The organism is Bacteroides sp. RCH18 (genome assembly GCF_058231005.1).
Genome location: NZ_JBIPTC010000001.1, coordinates 1,382,972 through 1,400,303 on the forward strand (window position 1 = coordinate 1,382,972; position 17,332 = coordinate 1,400,303).

The 17,332-nt window shown below is 40.6% G+C and carries 11 protein-coding genes; 3 read left to right on the plus strand and 8 right to left on the minus strand.

The features are described 5' to 3' along the window. Window positions 1–63: 63 nt before the first annotated feature. A complete protein-coding gene (gene mutY, locus ACHLI0_RS05555; RefSeq protein ID WP_490748619.1) occupies window positions 64–1,110 on the minus strand; it encodes an A/G-specific adenine glycosylase in 1,047 nt (348 codons plus the stop codon). 209 nt (window positions 1,111–1,319) lie between these two features. Here mutY and ACHLI0_RS05560 point away from each other — a divergent pair, with 209 nt between their 5' ends. After that, window positions 1,320–1,595 carry an HU family DNA-binding protein gene (locus ACHLI0_RS05560; protein WP_008762277.1) on the plus strand — a complete coding sequence of 92 codons (276 nt, stop codon included), beginning with the start codon at window positions 1,320–1,322 and terminating at the stop codon, window positions 1,593–1,595. A gap of 282 nt (window positions 1,596–1,877) precedes the next feature. Next, complete coding sequence (locus ACHLI0_RS05565; protein ID WP_008762276.1) at window positions 1,878–3,452, plus strand: Rne/Rng family ribonuclease; 1,575 nt, start codon at window positions 1,878–1,880, stop codon at window positions 3,450–3,452. 328 nt (window positions 3,453–3,780) lie between these two features. On the opposite strand, the gene ACHLI0_RS05570 is transcribed toward ACHLI0_RS05565, so the two are convergent. From ACHLI0_RS05570 to ACHLI0_RS05600, 7 genes are all read right to left on the minus strand, one after another. Then, window positions 3,781–4,884, minus strand: coding sequence for an OmpA family protein (locus ACHLI0_RS05570; RefSeq protein ID WP_490748620.1), 1,104 nt, complete (start codon window positions 4,882–4,884; stop codon window positions 3,781–3,783). A gap of 201 nt (window positions 4,885–5,085) precedes the next feature. Further along, window positions 5,086–8,133, minus strand: a complete 3,048-nt coding sequence (locus ACHLI0_RS05575) for a hypothetical protein (protein ID WP_490748621.1) — start codon at window positions 8,131–8,133, stop codon at window positions 5,086–5,088. A 494-nt stretch (window positions 8,134–8,627) separates the two neighbouring features. Further along, complete coding sequence (locus tag ACHLI0_RS05580; RefSeq protein ID WP_490748622.1) at window positions 8,628–9,566, minus strand: tyrosine-type recombinase/integrase; 939 nt, start codon at window positions 9,564–9,566, stop codon at window positions 8,628–8,630. A 521-nt stretch (window positions 9,567–10,087) separates the two neighbouring features. After that, window positions 10,088–11,176 (minus strand): OmpA family protein, encoded by a 1,089-nt coding sequence (locus ACHLI0_RS05585; RefSeq protein ID WP_490748623.1) that lies wholly within the window; start codon window positions 11,174–11,176, stop codon window positions 10,088–10,090. A gap of 61 nt (window positions 11,177–11,237) precedes the next feature. Next, complete coding sequence (locus tag ACHLI0_RS05590; protein WP_490748624.1) at window positions 11,238–11,729, minus strand: hypothetical protein; 492 nt, start codon at window positions 11,727–11,729, stop codon at window positions 11,238–11,240. Window positions 11,730–11,815: 86 nt separating this feature from the next. Further along, a complete protein-coding gene (locus ACHLI0_RS05595; protein WP_490748625.1) occupies window positions 11,816–14,986 on the minus strand; it encodes a hypothetical protein in 3,171 nt (1,056 codons plus the stop codon). Between the two features lie 493 nt (window positions 14,987–15,479). Further along, window positions 15,480–16,418, minus strand: coding sequence for a tyrosine-type recombinase/integrase (locus tag ACHLI0_RS05600; RefSeq protein ID WP_373150928.1), 939 nt, complete (start codon window positions 16,416–16,418; stop codon window positions 15,480–15,482). A 378-nt stretch (window positions 16,419–16,796) separates the two neighbouring features. Between ACHLI0_RS05600 and ACHLI0_RS05605 the strand changes: the two genes are divergently transcribed. Next, a complete protein-coding gene (locus ACHLI0_RS05605; RefSeq protein WP_178068250.1) occupies window positions 16,797–17,090 on the plus strand; it encodes a DUF4248 domain-containing protein in 294 nt (97 codons plus the stop codon). Window positions 17,091–17,332: the final 242 nt, after the last annotated feature.

Genomic DNA, 17,332 nt, shown 5'->3' on the forward strand with positions numbered 1-17,332 from the left:
GTAATAGGTAATAAGCTGCGCTATAAACCGAATGGTTAATACCTATTACCTATTACTTATTACCTACTTTTTACCTATTACCTGAATTAAGATCTGCACCAACTTGGAAATCGCATACTTGTCCAATTCTTCCAATCGTATTCTCTGAAAGTTAGCGAAGGACTTCGTGTCTTCGGGCAAAGCCACTTCATACAGGTTGGCATAGATGACCCGATGTGACAACAGGTGTTTCACATCCCGGCAGACTAAGCGTATCACCGGATTCTCACCCGATGCTATTAATGACCTGAATTCCGGCAATGTAAGGAACTCCTCTTCGGACAAAGCAACCGGAGTTTCTATCAGTGGCAGTTCAAACAAGTTCTTCCATATATCGTTTGCCGTCCGCTTATTTATATAGGTATGCGCGCCCGCACGTACATAGATATAATTAAAGTAACGGTTCGTTGTCTTTGTCTTGTGTTGTTTCACCGGAAGCTGAGCCACCCTTCCTGTTGAAAGTGCCGAACAACTATCCGCCAACGGGCAAAACAAACAATCGGGTGACTGTGGAGTACACTGTATCGCTCCGAAGTCCATAATACCCTGATTATAAAGAGCCGGCTGTTTCTTATCCAACATTTCATCCGCCAGAGCAGCAAACAGTTTCTTTCCTTCCGTCGAGTCAATCGGAGTATCAATGCCGAAATAACGGGAAAGTACCCGATACACATTTCCGTCTACCACCGCATAAGGCATACCGTAGGCAAAAGAACAGATAGCTGCCGCCGTATACTCCCCTACTCCTTTCAATGCCAGCACTTCAGGATATGTTTTCGGAAAAACTCCATTCATACTTTTAGCTGCGGCATGGAGGTTACGGGCACGGGAATAATATCCCAGTCCCTGCCAGTATTTCATCACCTCATCCTCGTCAGCGTCCGCCAATGCCTTCACATCAGGAAAACGTTTGATAAACCGGAGAAAGTAATCATATCCCTGCGCCACCCGTGTCTGCTGGAGAATAATCTCCGATATCCAGATCCGATACGGGTCTGACGATTCTCTCCAAGGCAAATCACGCTTGTATTCTTTATACCATTCAACTATAGCCTCACTAAAAATATTCATTCCTGATTTCGATCTATCATCTAACATTTATCTCGTATATACTATCCAAAAGCAGTACAAAAGTAACTCTTTTGTCTCTAAGAAAACTTAATGCCTCCACTTTTTTAGAAAAATGTGCAGAATATATTTTTTTAGGAGACCAAAAAGCTATATATTTGCAGTCCAAAAAATTAGCAAGAACCTAGTAATAATATTTTTTTTAAGGAAAAATGACTAAAGCAGATATTGTAAACGAGATTACAAAGAAAACCGGTATTGATAAGACAACAGTTCTTACAACAGTTGAAGCATTTATGGAAGCTGTTAAAGATTCATTGTCTAACGATGAGAATGTATACCTTCGCGGGTTTGGTAGCTTCGTAGTTAAGAAAAGAGCTCAAAAGACAGCTCGTAATATTTCTAAGAATACTACTATCATCATTCCAGAGCACAACATTCCGGCCTTCAAACCGGCTAAGACATTTACAATTTCAGTAAAGAAATAATAAACAAGAGTATTAACCCATAAAATGTGAAGCTATGCCAAGCGGAAAAAAGAAAAAAAGACATAAAATGTCTACGCACAAGCGTAAAAAAAGACTAAGAAAGAACAGACATAAAAGCAAAAAATAATTTTTAAGTCTGATCAAACAGAATAAAGAACAAACTTGCGAAGCTACATGTCTTTCAAGTTTGTTCTTTGTTTAAGTAGCTAACCCTAAATGAACATTTTGTCAAAAAAGTTGTTCATATAAATGAGATTCAATCAATAATAAGAAAGCAAAACAGTGACAAGTGAAATTGTAATAGACGTACAGCCCAAAGAGGTCTCCATCGCCCTTCTCGAAGACAAGAGTCTGGTGGAACTTCAAAGCGAAGGAAGAAACATTTCTTTCTCAGTGGGCAATATGTATTTGGGACGTATCAAGAAATTGATGCCCGGACTGAATGCATGCTTTGTAGACGTCGGTTACGAGAAAGACGCTTTTCTTCATTATCTTGACCTGGGTCCTCAATTTAACTCACTCGAAAAGTTTGTAAAGCAGACTTTAAGCGACAAAAAGAAGCTGAACTCCATCAGCAAAGCAACCCTACTTCCTGACCTGGACAAGGATGGCACAGTGGCCAATACATTAAAGGTCGGACAAGAAGTGGTGGTGCAAATCGTTAAGGAGCCTATCTCTACCAAGGGACCGCGACTGACGTCCGAAATTTCGTTTGCCGGACGCTATCTGGTACTGATCCCTTTTAATGATAAGGTTTCCGTTTCGCAAAAGATTAAATCGAGCGAAGAACGTGCCCGCCTGAAACAACTGTTGATGAGCATCAAACCGAAAAACTTTGGTGTGATTGTTCGCACAGTGGCCGAAGGCAAACGCGTGGCCGAACTCGACGGAGAGCTTAAAGTCCTGATCAAGCATTGGGAAGATGCAATGGCGAAAGTACAGAAAGCCACCAAGTATCCGACGTTGATTTATGAAGAGACCAGCCGCGCCGTAGGTTTGTTGCGCGACCTCTTCAACCCTTCTTTTGAGAATATTCACGTCAACGACGAGGCTGTGTACAATGAAATCAAAGACTACGTGACACTGATCGCACCCGACCGGGCAAACATCGTGAAACTGTACAAAGGCCAGCTCCCCATTTACGACAATTTCGGTATCACCAAGCAGATTAAATCATCGTTTGGTAAAACAGTCTCTTACAAGAGTGGTGCCTATCTGATTATTGAGCACACTGAGGCGCTTCACGTAGTAGACGTGAACAGCGGTAACCGCACCAAGAATGCCAACGGGCAGGAAGGTAACGCACTCGAAGTAAATCTGGGAGCCGCCGACGAACTGGCTCGCCAACTGCGATTAAGAGATATGGGTGGTATCATCGTCGTGGACTTCATCGATATGAATGAAGCCGAAAACCGTCAGAAGCTTTATGAACGAATGTGTGCCAACATGCAGAAAGACAGGGCACGGCATAATATTCTGCCGCTCAGCAAATTCGGGCTGATGCAGATTACACGCCAACGCGTGCGTCCGGCAATGGACGTCAACACGACCGAAATCTGCCCTACCTGCTTCGGAAAAGGTACTATCAAATCGTCCATTCTCTTTACGGACACTTTAGAGAGTAAAATTGATTATCTGGTCAACAAACTGAAGGTAAAGAAATTCTCGTTACACGTCCATCCGTATGTCGCCGCCTTCATCAATCAGGGACTCGTTTCCCTCAGACGGAAGTGGCAGATGAAATACGGATTCGGTATCAAGATCATTCCAAGTCAGAAACTCGCTTTCCTACAATATGTGTTCTACGATACACATGGAGAGGAAATCGATATGAAGGAGGAAATCGAGATCAAATAACAGAAAAGGCGGCCCATTCAGTATGAGTCGCCTTTTTGTATAAAAGAGGATGTCCGTGGGAAAAAGGGAGACATCCTCCAACAGGAAATAGGTAAGAGAAAGGAGTACTTTCGCAAGCACCACCTTTCCAACTATTCCCCAATGTAATCTTCACATTTAAGTGAAGAAAGGGTTATTATTGCAGAAGTACGGACTTTCACAAGTACGGACCTCTTAAGATTCTCTGAGAGAACACCTTAATATAAATGATATATATAAAGAAGTGGGGAAAACTCTCTCATGAGAAATAGGGAAATTTTATATTCTTAATATCTTTTGTGTGCCATATTTACTCAGCAATACAGATACTTACCCGATTTTCTTCAGGAGTATTATACGGCTGAACAGTATCACCTTTATAAGCAACTATAATTCTATCGGCAGCAATACCTTTTGCTTTCAAAGCTTCCACTACATTATTCGCACGTTTTTCCGATAATTTGCTGTTGATTCTGGCATTACCTGTTCCTTTGTCTGCATATCCCGTCACGCTCACTTTAGCAGTAGCATTCTTCTCTAAATATTCTACCAGAGAAGCAATCTTGGCTTGCTGATCGTCCTGAATCTTTGCGGAGTTTATGGCAAAGAAAATATTCTGCTTCATCGGTTCAATCACCACTTCCTTTTTGGGTTGCGGTTGTTCTACTACAGGAGCCGGTTTGTGTTGTTCCGTCACTACCGGTTCCGGTTCGTAATAGACCGGAGCGGTTTTAGTGTAGCTTTTACCCAGTTTGATACTTACACCGACAAGGGCATTCAGTTGCCAGTCACAGTTACCGGCCTTCTTTGAGTTGAACTTATCAGACAAGGCATTGGCATTCGCTTCGATATTGATAGACAGACGATCATTCAAACGAAGGTCGCAACCAAGGCCGAAACGTCCGGCAACGAGGAACTTACCTTCCTGCCAGAGATATTCCATCTCATAAGTACGGGTATCGAGCGCATTTGCTTCATCGTTGTCAAAACCACGGTTCAACCCTGCTCCGGCAAAAAGATAGCCGTTGAAGACACGCTTCGGATTGAAACCACAGAACAAAGTACTGAGATCGGCCATGATGTCTACATTCCCTTGCAGATATTTATATTGGTAGGTTTGTTGCGGATTCACCCATCCACCCTTTGCCTGCCAGCCACTTACACCAACACGTGCGCCGAATGCGGGAGCGAACTTATAACCGATATTAAGAGCAGCTGCCGGAGAAATAAGGTCAGTGAATTTTGCTTCACCTACGGTATGAGCTGCCCCTATTTGCGCTTGAATGAACCAATGAGGTTTGAAAGTAATCTTTTCGGGTTCCTTTATACGTGAAAATTGAGATTCGCTTTGTCCAAAAGTAGCCACCGTACTCAAACACAGAACAGCCAGAACCAAATTTCTTTTTAGTTTCATCTCGTTCGTTATATTTAAATTGTATATTAACTATTATGAAAAAAGGAGAGCGTGTCCTTCTTGTCACACTCTCCTTTTCCACACTTATATTTTCTCACAATAATGAGAATGCAACCTCTTTCTATACAGTATTTAGCTGCATTAAAAAAAGAGAGTAAGAGGTTGTGCATAAATCACAACCTCATTACTTCTTAGTCCAAATTATTTTGTAGCCTTAACCTGTACTTCAATTGTTTCCTCGATAGTACCCCATTTGTAGGTAATAGTCAAAGGAATATAAAGCTTGTAGTCTTTAATCTCAACTCTACTACTCTTGATATAAGATGCAGTACCAAAGTCAGGAACAGCAGTTACCTCAGCAGTATAAGCAACATCCTTAGAAGTGATTGTTATAATCTGACTAGCCAATTCAGCACCAAATGCTTCCTTCAGTGTTTTTCTTGTTCCAGTCCAGTCTGTTTCAACTACATCTGCTATGTTACCCTTACATTCAATCTTAGTTACACCATAATATCTATAGTAATCCAAATTAGCGGCGAAGCTATTCAGCGGAGAATCTTTTCTCCAGTCTGTAAAGGCAACAAGTTCACCCAACTTCAAGGTATTAGCAGGATCACCTTCGTTCAAACCGTCAGTAAAGAACTTGCTTGCATCAGAAGATACATTAACCGGACGGATAAAGGCAAGATTGAATTCACCGTTAGTAACTGGTACTGTCATGTCACAACCATTTTCATAAACGATGTCCATAACTGCATAGAAGCTATCAGCACCGCGGGCTTCTTTATTCAACAGATTCTTAGCAACAGCAGTATTTGCAAATGTAACATCATTATTATTAGCATCAGACAAGCTTGCTACCAAATTACCTGCATTTATTGCAGCAGCAACAGCAGCACCGGTCAAGTCTTTACCAACAGCATGTAATTCAGTCTTGTCAGCGTTCAACGCCAATTGATATTGTGTACCATCAACACCTGTTACCAAACCACGTTCAGCTTTCAAGTTCTTTTCAGAGAACACGAATGTATACTCCATATTATCAGCTACGAAGCTCGGGAACTTCTCAGCATCAAATGAGCTGGAATAATCGAACTGAACTTTACCGCCTACGAAGAGTTCATTCAAATCACCGATAATCTGCGTTGTGTTAGTAGCACCAGGAGTCTGGCAATAGATAGAAGCAGTATTACCATTCCAAGCATTTGGCGCTTTCTCTTTAGCAGTTGCAGTGAAGTTGATATCATCTACTGTTACGACATGCTTGATAGCAACGTATTTAGGATACATTCCACCATTTTCAATAGAAACGATAACATCAGCATCTGTTGATTTCTCGTATACAGCATAAGCTACGTAAGCTTGAGCTTTCAACGGTGTAGTTGTCAATTTGAATTCAGCTCCACGGTTAGCCTTATTATCACCACTAGTCAGCAGTTCTGTTACTGTCCAGTCACCTACGTTAGTAAATCCAGCAACAGGAGCAGCAGCAAATGTATAGAGCTTATGGAACTGTTCTTTACTCAATGCTGTCAATTTTTCATTTGTACTGAATGTATATACCTGAGTACTCATAAACTCATCATTAGTGCTCCAAGTGTAAGGATCAGTGTTGCAATCCAGACCGATAGTAGCTTCTTCAGTGATAGTGATATTTGCTTCCGGTTCAGCAGCAGCGTCACCCACAATCAATAATTTGATATAGGCAGCAGCAACGATTGCATTTCCATTATGTGAGTCTGTCAATTTAGCCAATACCATCGGAGCTTTACCGATACAGCTTTGGTTCTCATTACCGTAGTTTACAGCCTTAAATGTAGAACCATCTAAAGTCATATAACGATCTTGCGGAGTATCCTCAACTTTATAAGAAACAGCTTCGAAAGACAATGTGAGGTCAGAGTATTTAGTATAGTCAAAGAATTTATGACCACCAGCAGCCTTAATATCACATGCAGAAACAAGTGTAGTCAAGTCAATACCGGCAACGGCATCAGAATAAGTAACATTCTGAACCAAAGCAGCATTTCCTGCCTTCGGCATATTCTTTTCATCAATCTTAGCCACCTGAGCTTCAGCAGCAGCCTTGGTAATAGCAAAGTGATCAACATCAGTTCCTGGAGCAGTAGCTGTTACTTTTTTATCAGTCAAGACAACATCAATCTGAGCAGCCTTGTTGATAACACCTACATATTCAGTAGTAACTTTGTTTTTTGCAGTGGTTTCAAACTGGAGAGCAATCATATCCAATTTATCTGCTTCATCTTCAAATAAAGCTGGGTCAGCTTCCAGAGACACAGTCATTATACCATTGTCGATTGTAGTTTTCTTCCATTCAATAAACTTTCCTGGAGTTCTTGTTACCTGCTCTACAGTCTCTCTCAAAATCTCAGCTTTACCATTTTCTTTCAATTGAGCAAGCGAAGCACTTGACGGATTAACCTGATATTGAGCAGTAGCTACATTTGACATATATAAAGCGGTTGTAGAAGTTACAACTTTGTCAGCAGTAATCGTTTTCTTCATGTATGAGTTTTCATCAAAAACAATTACTCTTTCACCCCATCCGGCCAAAACCTTCGTTGGGATATATTCAAAGCTTGTAATTGGCAGTACATCCTGAATAAGCAACTTAGTTGAGAGAGGTTCATCATCTACCAGGATTTCCCATCCTACGACAACACCAGTCTCATCTTTATACTGAACAAGGCTTACAGATGTTTTATCATGTTGCGGTTGTTTTGGAACAGCTACCCCTGTTTTAGTAGAGTTTTCTTTATCATCCTTTGTACCATACCACATCACACCTTCTGAGTCCATCCAGAACTTGGTAGGATCCAATTTTGTATCCTCAGTTACTGTATCGTTATCAGTGATAGTAAATGTTTTAACGATATTTGAGCCATCAGATCCTGTCAGAGTAACAGTCACAGTAGTCACATTTCCTTCTCTACTGCTAGCTACATCTAGAGTATACGTAGTATTAGTATCCGTATTAGGAATATTATAAGTAGTAGGATTTCCTGCCTGGTCCGTTACTACTAATTTTCCATCCGCAAAAGATACAGATTTCACATAGGCCAACGATCCGAATTTAGCATTCAGATCAGCCAATGTTTTTTCGACTGCATCTACACGTTCGCTAAGACCATTGATGTCATCATCATAGTCTTTACAAGATGTAAATGTTCCCGTAGTAGACGCCAATAATGCTCCAAACAGGACTGCACTTAAATACTTTTTGTTCATAATAAAAAAAACTTTTAATTTATAAATTAAATAATAAAAATATAGTCTCTTGATTTTGATTCAATAATCCCATGCCTTATCCCCTTTCATTTTCAGTGTGACCTCCTTTTCTTTTTTGTTTTACCCGTGTTCATACTCCATAAGAGGGATGAACAAGAAACTTACTCCCAATACTTTTTGCCCGTTACTTCATAGGTAACGGGCAAACCTTTGTCCTGGCTCTCGTGAAGCCTTCTTTATGAAAAACTGTATGATTTAGTAATGAAACTTATTTACCCCTGCTTCAAAGAGGAGGCAGAGGGGAGGGAAATCTTTGAATATAATTAGAAGGTTATAAAGGTCTAATAAAAAGAAATCCGCCGTTTTATCGTGTTATTTCTCTTTTTTTAGTAGTTTATCAGAAAAAATATCTTTTTTGTTTGCATGTTTTCCAAAATATCTCCATCTTTGCAACGCTATTTAGCTCCGTTACCTATGAAGTAACAGGCTTAAATTCAGCACATTGCCACTGACATTGAGCGCTTTATAAAATCCATCACCTTTTTATTGGCTTCATCTATTTTCTTATTCCGGAAGGGCTTGAGATACGTCTCGGTCACTGTGATCGAAGAGTGCCCCATAGCTTCAGAAATAACGCCCGGATGAATTTCGCAATAGTAAGCTGTCGTTGCCCAAGTGTGGCGCGCTGTATATGAACTAAGTTTATCCCCCAGTCCTAACATTTCACCTAGCAACATCAGCTGTCTATTAAAGTTGCGGAGTGCCAACTGGTATTCGTGATAAGCCTCCTTCGTCCCTTCCCGACTATTTAATAACGGAAATAGATAAGGAGAAGAACTGTCACGGTTCATATACCTCTTTAATATGGCCATCGCTTCCGGAGTTAAAGTCACTGACAAAGGGCGCCCGGTCTTCCGCCTGCGATAAGTGATCACATTGTCGTGCAAATCACTTTTGCGCAAATAGGCAAGATCGACAAAAGGCAGACCACGGAGCAGAAACATCAAAACGAACAGTTCCTGCGTACGACGCATGTCAGATGTCACGACGGACGACTGCGGCAATTTGGTGAATACTTTCTGCATGTCTTCAGTATCCAATGCACGCTTACGGTCCGCACGCGTGCCGGTATATACAGAACGAAACAGATGCGGTACATAAACAGCCCCACGACAATCTACCGCACGATTATAGACCGCACGAAATGTGCGTAAATAGGTGGAAACCGTGTTCCAGCTACATCCCCGGCTACGAAGGTGAATCTCGAAGCCTTTTATCCACTCTGGGGTTACTTCATTGAACGTAAAATCCCCTTTCCCACGATAAGCAATGATGGCATTGAGACTGCTACGGTAGACGTGCGCAGTACCAAAGTTTCCCCCCATCTGTAGTCCCTTGGCTACTTGCTTCATAAATGCTACTACTTTTAACATTTTAATCACTATTAAATAAATTACGCGATAAATATAAGAGTATTTTCGTAACCGAAGCTATCCGATACACATATATTCATTGATTTTAGAGCTGTATGGACAGTATGTTAATCAATGTTCTATCTGTATAATAACAAAAAGAAGGTGTGTCAAAAGTAACTAAATTCCCCTCCTTCCTGAAGGAGGGGAATTTAGTTACTTTTAACTTTTGATACACGCACCTTCAGATACAAAAAACAAAAGAGGATGCCTCCAGGGAAAAAAGGGCAGGCATCCTCCTTGGGGCAGGATAAGGTACACTTTCACAAGTATAATCTTATACTGTTACCCCCTGATACAATTTCTTCACATTCAAGTGAAGAAAGGGGTCTATTGTGGAAACACAGACTTTCACAAGCCCGCACTTCCTATTCATCTCATGTGAGGATTTCTCGTACGAATACGAAAAATGTGGGGAAAAAACACCTCACATGAGAATAGGGAATATCTTTTTTAAGAAAAGAGAGTTATAATTACAAATATTATTCCGCTATACAGATACATACACGGTTTTCTTCAGGTTTCTGATAAGGCTGCACCGTATCTCCTTTATAACCAATAATAATTCTATCAGCTGCCACTCCTTTAGCTTTCAACATATCAATCACATTCTTTGCACGTTTTTCCGACAAAGTCATATTGATATTCGGGTTACCGGTTTCCTTATCAGCATATCCTGTCACACTTACTTTGGCTGCGGCATGTTTCTCCAGATATTCTACTAAAGAACTAATCTTGGCTTGTTGATCGTCCTGAATCTTTGCAGAGTTTAAGGCAAAGAAGATATTCTGCTTCATCGGTTCAATCACCACTTCCTTTTTGGGTTGCGGCTTTTCTACTACAGGAGCCGGTTTGGGTTGTTCCGTCACTACCGGTTCCGGTTCGTAATAGACTGGAGCGGTTTTTGTGTAGCTTTTACCCAGTTTGATACTTACACCGACAAGGGCATTCAGTTGCCAGTCACAGTTACCGGCCTTCTTGGAGTTGAACTTATCAGACAAGGCGTTGGCATTCGCTTCGATATTGATAGACAGGCGGTCATTTAGGCGAAGGTCGCAACCAAGGCCGAAACGTCCGGCAACGAGGAACTTACCTTCCTGCCAGAGATATTCCATCTCATAAGTACGGGTATCGAGCGCATTTGCTTCGTCATTGTCAAAACCACGGTTCAGTCCTACTCCACCAAAAAGATAGCCGTTGAACACACGCTTCGGATGGAAGCCACAGAACAAAGTACTGAGATCGGCCATGATGTCTACATTCCCTTGCAGGTATTTATACTGATAGTTCTGACGCGGATTGACCCATCCCCCCTTTGCCTGCCAGCCACTTACACCGACACGTGCGCCGAATGCGGGAGCAAACTTGTAACCGACATTAAGAGCAGCTGCCGGAGAAATAAGATCAGTAAATTCTCCTTCACCTACAGTATGGGCAGCTCCTATTTGTGCTTGAATAAACCAATGAGGTTTAAATATCGTTTTACTTTCTTCTTTGATACGTTGCTCCTGCGCAAATGCTATTGTAGTACTCAACGCAAATACAGCAACTAATATTTTTTTTATATTCATAATCAAAACCTGTTTAAAAGTCTAAAAACCAATGACAACAGTACTCGTCACCATTCATCTACTACTTATCAGTAGTTTCCTTGGTAGCCTCTTTAACGACAAGATACCAAACTCCGTCTATTTTCACCGGATTAAACATGAATCCAATTGTATTTGGCGTATGATCATCCGGACTAGTGTGCTTGAAAAACTCTATCTGAAACTTCACATCGTTATTATCCGTACTTGAAAAAGAATAATAATCCAATTTATAATCTACAACAGGAAAATACTTGAAATTTTTCCTCAGTTGTTGTTCCTTCTCAGCGGGAAGAGGTATCGCTTTTCCATCACGCAAGACAAAAAGCATCTTCAGCGCTTCATCTATATTTCCGGCTTTCAATGTATCCATGCAACTGCGTGATATGGTAAGTACTTGCACCGTATCTTCAGCTGTCAACCCCATTAAGAATTCTTCTTTGGGAGTGAGCTGCTTCTTTTTTTCTCCGCATGAGAACAAGAAACAAGAAACGGCAACCAACACACATATATATAACAGATCTTTCTTTTTCATTCCGCCTTCAATTCTTATTGTGAAGGAGGGTGCACCAATGATCGGCGCACCCTCCTTATCAGTGTTTAGTAATGAAACCTTTACTATTAGTTACCCATTGTACTCTTAACTGTACAATCTACTGTAGTCTTCACAGTACCCCAAGTATAGGTGAACTCAACCGGGATGCGCAGTTCAAATGTTTGAACGTTGTTACCGTTGTTTACATACTTGATCTTACCCATAGCTGCAACAATTGCATCATATGTAGCTTGCGTACCACTTGCTTCAGTATTATAAGAAGAAAGATTTAAAGTAGCAGAAGCAACAGCATTACCATCTTTATCTGTCTGAGTCAATTCGATTTTATCTGTTTTGCTTGACAATAAAGTCTCTCCTAGCTTACCACCACTTAATGTAGTTGTAGCAGCACCAATTTTCACTTCTACCTTATTCAATCCGTAGAATGCATACAACCAGCTGTTTGAATAGTCAGTTCCATCTACGAACTTAACATTACGCCAATCCTGGAAGTTGAACAACTTAGCGATATCCAGAGTAGAACCATTGGCATGTGCGTCAACGAATTCTCCACCATCTGTACCTACTGCGTCGATAGGACGGAGGAAGTATGCATTGTATGTATTGTTCGTCAAAGACATTGCGATTCCGCAAGGACTGTATGCACAAATACCGATCTTAGCAAAATGCTTAGCTGCACTATGGCTATATGCATTCAACAATTTCTTAGAAATATCATTGTTTTCATAAGTAATCTTACCAGTGTTCTGATCGATTGTTGCAATAACAGTTCCATTAGCATACAACTTCGTATTTGTGAATACACCTGCATCTACTTTCAAAGCATGATCGATCATGTTCTGAGCTGTAGCTTTATATGAACCGCCTGTAATACAAGATGCTGTAGCATTATCTACTGACAATGTATACTTAGTTCCATCAACAGTCAATACATTCTGATCAGCATCGAAGTAATACTTATAACCTCCGGCAGCGCCGTTTTGATTTGCAAATATTACATCAGTATAAGAAGCAAAGTTTGCAGAAGGAGTAAATGTAGGCATACCCTTTTCCCATACCTGGTTCAAGTCAACGATGTAATCATTTGTATTACCATTGTCCTTCGGATAAGGAACATTCAGACGAGTATTCTGACCATCCTTAGCAACGTCACCGTCATTATACCAGTAGTTAGTCAACTTAGTAACAACAGTTCCCTGAGGTTTAGCGACAGTAATCTTCAAAGGCATGTAGATAGGAGCATGAGATGTAGTATTCAGCTTGCTGACATATCTTACATAAATAGTAGCTGTATGACCTGCCATTTCATAAACACCAGACTGTTCTGCAGTAGTCAAAGTCCAGTGAAGAACTGTATTTGTTGTACCAGTTTCATCTGCCTTTTCTTTCACTACACCAATAACCTGTGCAATCGCAGCCGGAACAAATGACTTACCGTCGGCTGATTTAGCATACTGTTTGGCTACACCACTATCATCTACATCGAATTCATATAAAGCATCGAATTCATCCTTAGATTGAACAGCTGCTTTTTCAAGCAATTGATAAGAGATCTCAGACCATGTCAAGATAGCATCAGCCTCATCACATCCGAAGTTGTGAGTACCTTTATTGAATATGTCTGTAACGATATCATTAACCTGTTTTGCAATTTCGATCTTAATGAATCCAGCCAAGACAACGCGGCCATCCGCATCTGTCACACGTACTCTAACCAACGGGCGTTTTCCTACAGAAGAAACACCTTGTTCGTTAAGAGTCTCACCATCTGAGTTTACAATACGCGGAGTAAGTACACCTTCTTTAATAGTGTTTGCATCTGCATATTTACTGTCAGAAGTTACATTTTGACCTGATGTATATTGAATGAACGCAAAGTCATACTTCAAACCATACTTAGCTTCATCTCCGTAAGCCCAAACTTTATGAGTACCATCATTTTTTGTTGCTTCCGGCTGACCTTCACGATTATAGTGAATTGTCAACAACTTCTTCAAATCAATAGAACTATTATAAGCAACTGTCAAAGTAGGAGCATGTGTGATAGCACCTTCTACAGTCTTGAACAATTCGTCCGGATTGGCAGATTCCTGGCAATCTTCAGCAACTAGAACAGCATCATTAAATGCAATAGCCTGAGGAGTCACCTTAGAAGCATAAAGCAATGCGTAATCAGATGTTACAGTTGTATCTGCCTGAGCATCACTTTTTGCTTTAACAATTGCTTGCAAAGCCATAATAGAACCTTCGCCTTCTTGTTTGATATCCTTTCCTATTGCTCTGAATCCTACAGGAAGGATACCTTCATCAGCAGGTTTCATGTCAGCAACTTCAGGAAGAGCCACTGAAGCACGAGAAGAAATCACTTCAACATCTCTGGATACAAAAGACAAATCTTCCTTACTTACTTTTGCACTAGACGGATTCAAGTGATAATTAATATATTCAATCGGATTATATTGAGCTCCGGTACCACCTGTATAGTTCCATTCTTTCGAATCGGTAATTACTTTACAAAGAACTTTCTCTGCTTGCTCATCTTCCCATTGAGTAGTAGCTGCAGTGCTTCCTGCCTTGTATGTATAATCCAAATAAGGATATTCGATAGCTTCGATACCGTCTACAAACAAATCAGATTTGAAAACAAGACCTTTCAGAGTCAATACGTCATTCAAAGCAAATGTAACAGCCTGATCTTTGTACTTAATAGTATAGCCGATAACAACGCCTTCAGCGTTTTTCTTATCTTCAATACTAAGAACTCCGTCACCAGGTATAGTTACACCAGTTTCCTTACCATCATACATTACTTTGCCTGTCGCAGCATCCACTGTCAGTTTAGAAGGGTCAAAAGCGTCAGGAATGGTTGGAGTTGTAGGAGCATCCGGGAATGTAATAGTACCGGACGAAACAACTTCACCGTCTTTCAACAGCGAAATTTTACCTTCCTTATCCACACTAATTGAATAAGTCGGCAAATTCTGTCCGATAGTATAAGACACACTGTTGTTCTCTCCATCTACCACAGTCAATTTTCCCGTAGCCGGATCATAAGTAACAGACTTTACAAAAGACCCAACTTTGGCCTGCAAATCTGAAAGACTTTTTGCGAGTTCATCGATTCTGCCGTTTACCGCATCGATGTCGTCGTCATAGTCTTTACAAGACGTAAATGTGCCTGCAGAAGACGCCAACAGCGCTCCAAACACGACCACACTTAAAAACTTTTTGTTCATAATAAAAAAACTTTTAATTTATAAATTAAATAATAAAAATATAGTCTCGCATTGTTGATTTAAAATCCTCATGTGTTGTCCCCATTCATTTTCAGTATAACCTCCTTTTCTTTTTTGTTTTACTTGTGTTCATACTCCACAGGGGGATGAACAAGAAACTTACTCCCAATACTTTTTACCCGTTACTTTGTAGGTAACAGGAAAACCTTTGTACCTGCCCTGAGAGGGTAGATAATACTGAAAAATCATTTGTTGAATGCTGAAACATCTTTACCCCTGCTTCTAAGAGGCGGCAGAGGGGAGGGAAATCTATTATCTAAAATTAAAAGCTACAAAAGTTTAATGCTAAGAAATCCGCTGTTTTATTGTGTTATTTGTCTTTTTTTAGTTGTTTATCAGAAAAAATATCATTTTTGTTTGCATGTTTTCCAAAATATATCCATCTTTGCAACGCTATTCAGCTCCGTTACCTACAAAGTAACGGTACTAATAATCAAGCTATTAATCCAGAAACTGTCCGTTTCACAAAATCCGTCACCAGTTGATTGGCTTCATCAATTTTCTTATTTCTAAAAGGTTTCAGATACGTCTCCGTTACCGTAATGGATGAATGCCCCATTGCTTCGGAAATAATACCCGGATGAATTTCGCAATAATAAGCTGTCGTTGCCCACGTATGACGTGCCGTGTATGAACTCAGCCTGTCGCCCAGCCCTAATAATCGCCCCAGCAACAACAGTTGCTGATTGAAGCCGCGCAATGCCAACTGGTATTCGCGATACGCCTCCTTCGTCCCTTCCCGGCTCTCCAACAGAGAGAACAGATAAGGAGAAGAACTGTCACGGTTCATATACCTCTTTAATAAGACCATCGCTTCCCGCGTCAACGTTACCGACAGAGGACGACCGGTCTTCCGCCTGCGATAAGTGATCACATTGTCGTGCAAATCACTTTTACGCAAATAGGCAAGATCGACAAACGGCAACCCACGGAGCAGAAACATCAGGACAAACAGTTCCTGCGTACGACGCATAGCAGGAGTCACGGCAGGAGACGAAGGCAATTTGGCAAATACCTTCTGCATATCCTCATCACACAATGCCCGCTTACGGTCCGCACGCGTGCCGGTATATACAGAACGAAACAGATGCGGTACATAAACAGCCCCACGACAATCTACCGCACGATTATAGACCGCACGAAACGTGCGTAAATAAGTAGATACAGTATTCCAACTGCATCCCCGGCCACGAAGGTGAATTTCGAAGCCCTTTAACCACTCAGGGGTTACCTCATGAAATGTAAAATCCCCTTTCCCACGATAAGCAATGATGGCATTGAGACTGCTACGGTAGACGTGCGCAGTACCAAAGTTTCCCTCCATCTGTAGTCCCTTGGCTACTTGCTTCATAAATGCTACTACTTTTAACATTTTAATCACTATTAAATAAATTATGCGATAAATATAAGGGTATTTTAGCATCTCTCCAAAATACCCTTCAGACATATACTCATTCATCGGCAGAATGATCCGACCAACAAATTTCCCCATGCGCCTGAGAGTAAAACAACAAAAAAAGAAACCGCTATGTTTTTTTTCATAAAGTCTTCGCCACAAATAAATGGTTATTATAATTAACAAATATACCTAATTACAAATTTAAGGAAGTAGGTACATACATATAAATTTACAGATGTAAAAACGAAAAATAAAACTAAATAATTTTATACTATTCAATCAATTTATTTTTCATAACTTTGCAGAAAATAAACCACAAACAGTGGCTTATATCAAATAAATAAATTGAATATGACAAAAACAGAAAAAGAAGTCACAAAAGGCTACATGATCAACGGGTTCAAACATTTTACCCAGCTCGCTACGGAATACTTCCCGAATCATGCAAGCTGCAGTTCGGCAAGAAAAAGCATGCGAGAGAAAATCGACGAGAACTTATCGTTGAAATCGGAACTGGAAAAGGCAGATTACACAGAGCATACCATCATCCTAAGCCCGAAGATGCAGCAAATTATTTGGGCGCACTGGGGACCTCCTCTCATTTCACTGCCGGACAGCTGCCCCAACGAATCGCATGACGCCTGACATGAATCGTCCTCAAAAAGAAAATCGAACTATATATTTTTAAATATATAATTTATTAGTTATTCTATTATTATGGTTTCGCTATGCGTTTCAGACTTTTTCCAAAATCCGCTATAATACACTTATAATCAAAGTATTATATCACCTTAAAAGTGTTCCGCTATGCGTTTCACCAAAATGAGTACCTTCACCCTCCAAACAGAGGCTCCAAAACAACCAAACAGAAGCTTCGTTTACCACAG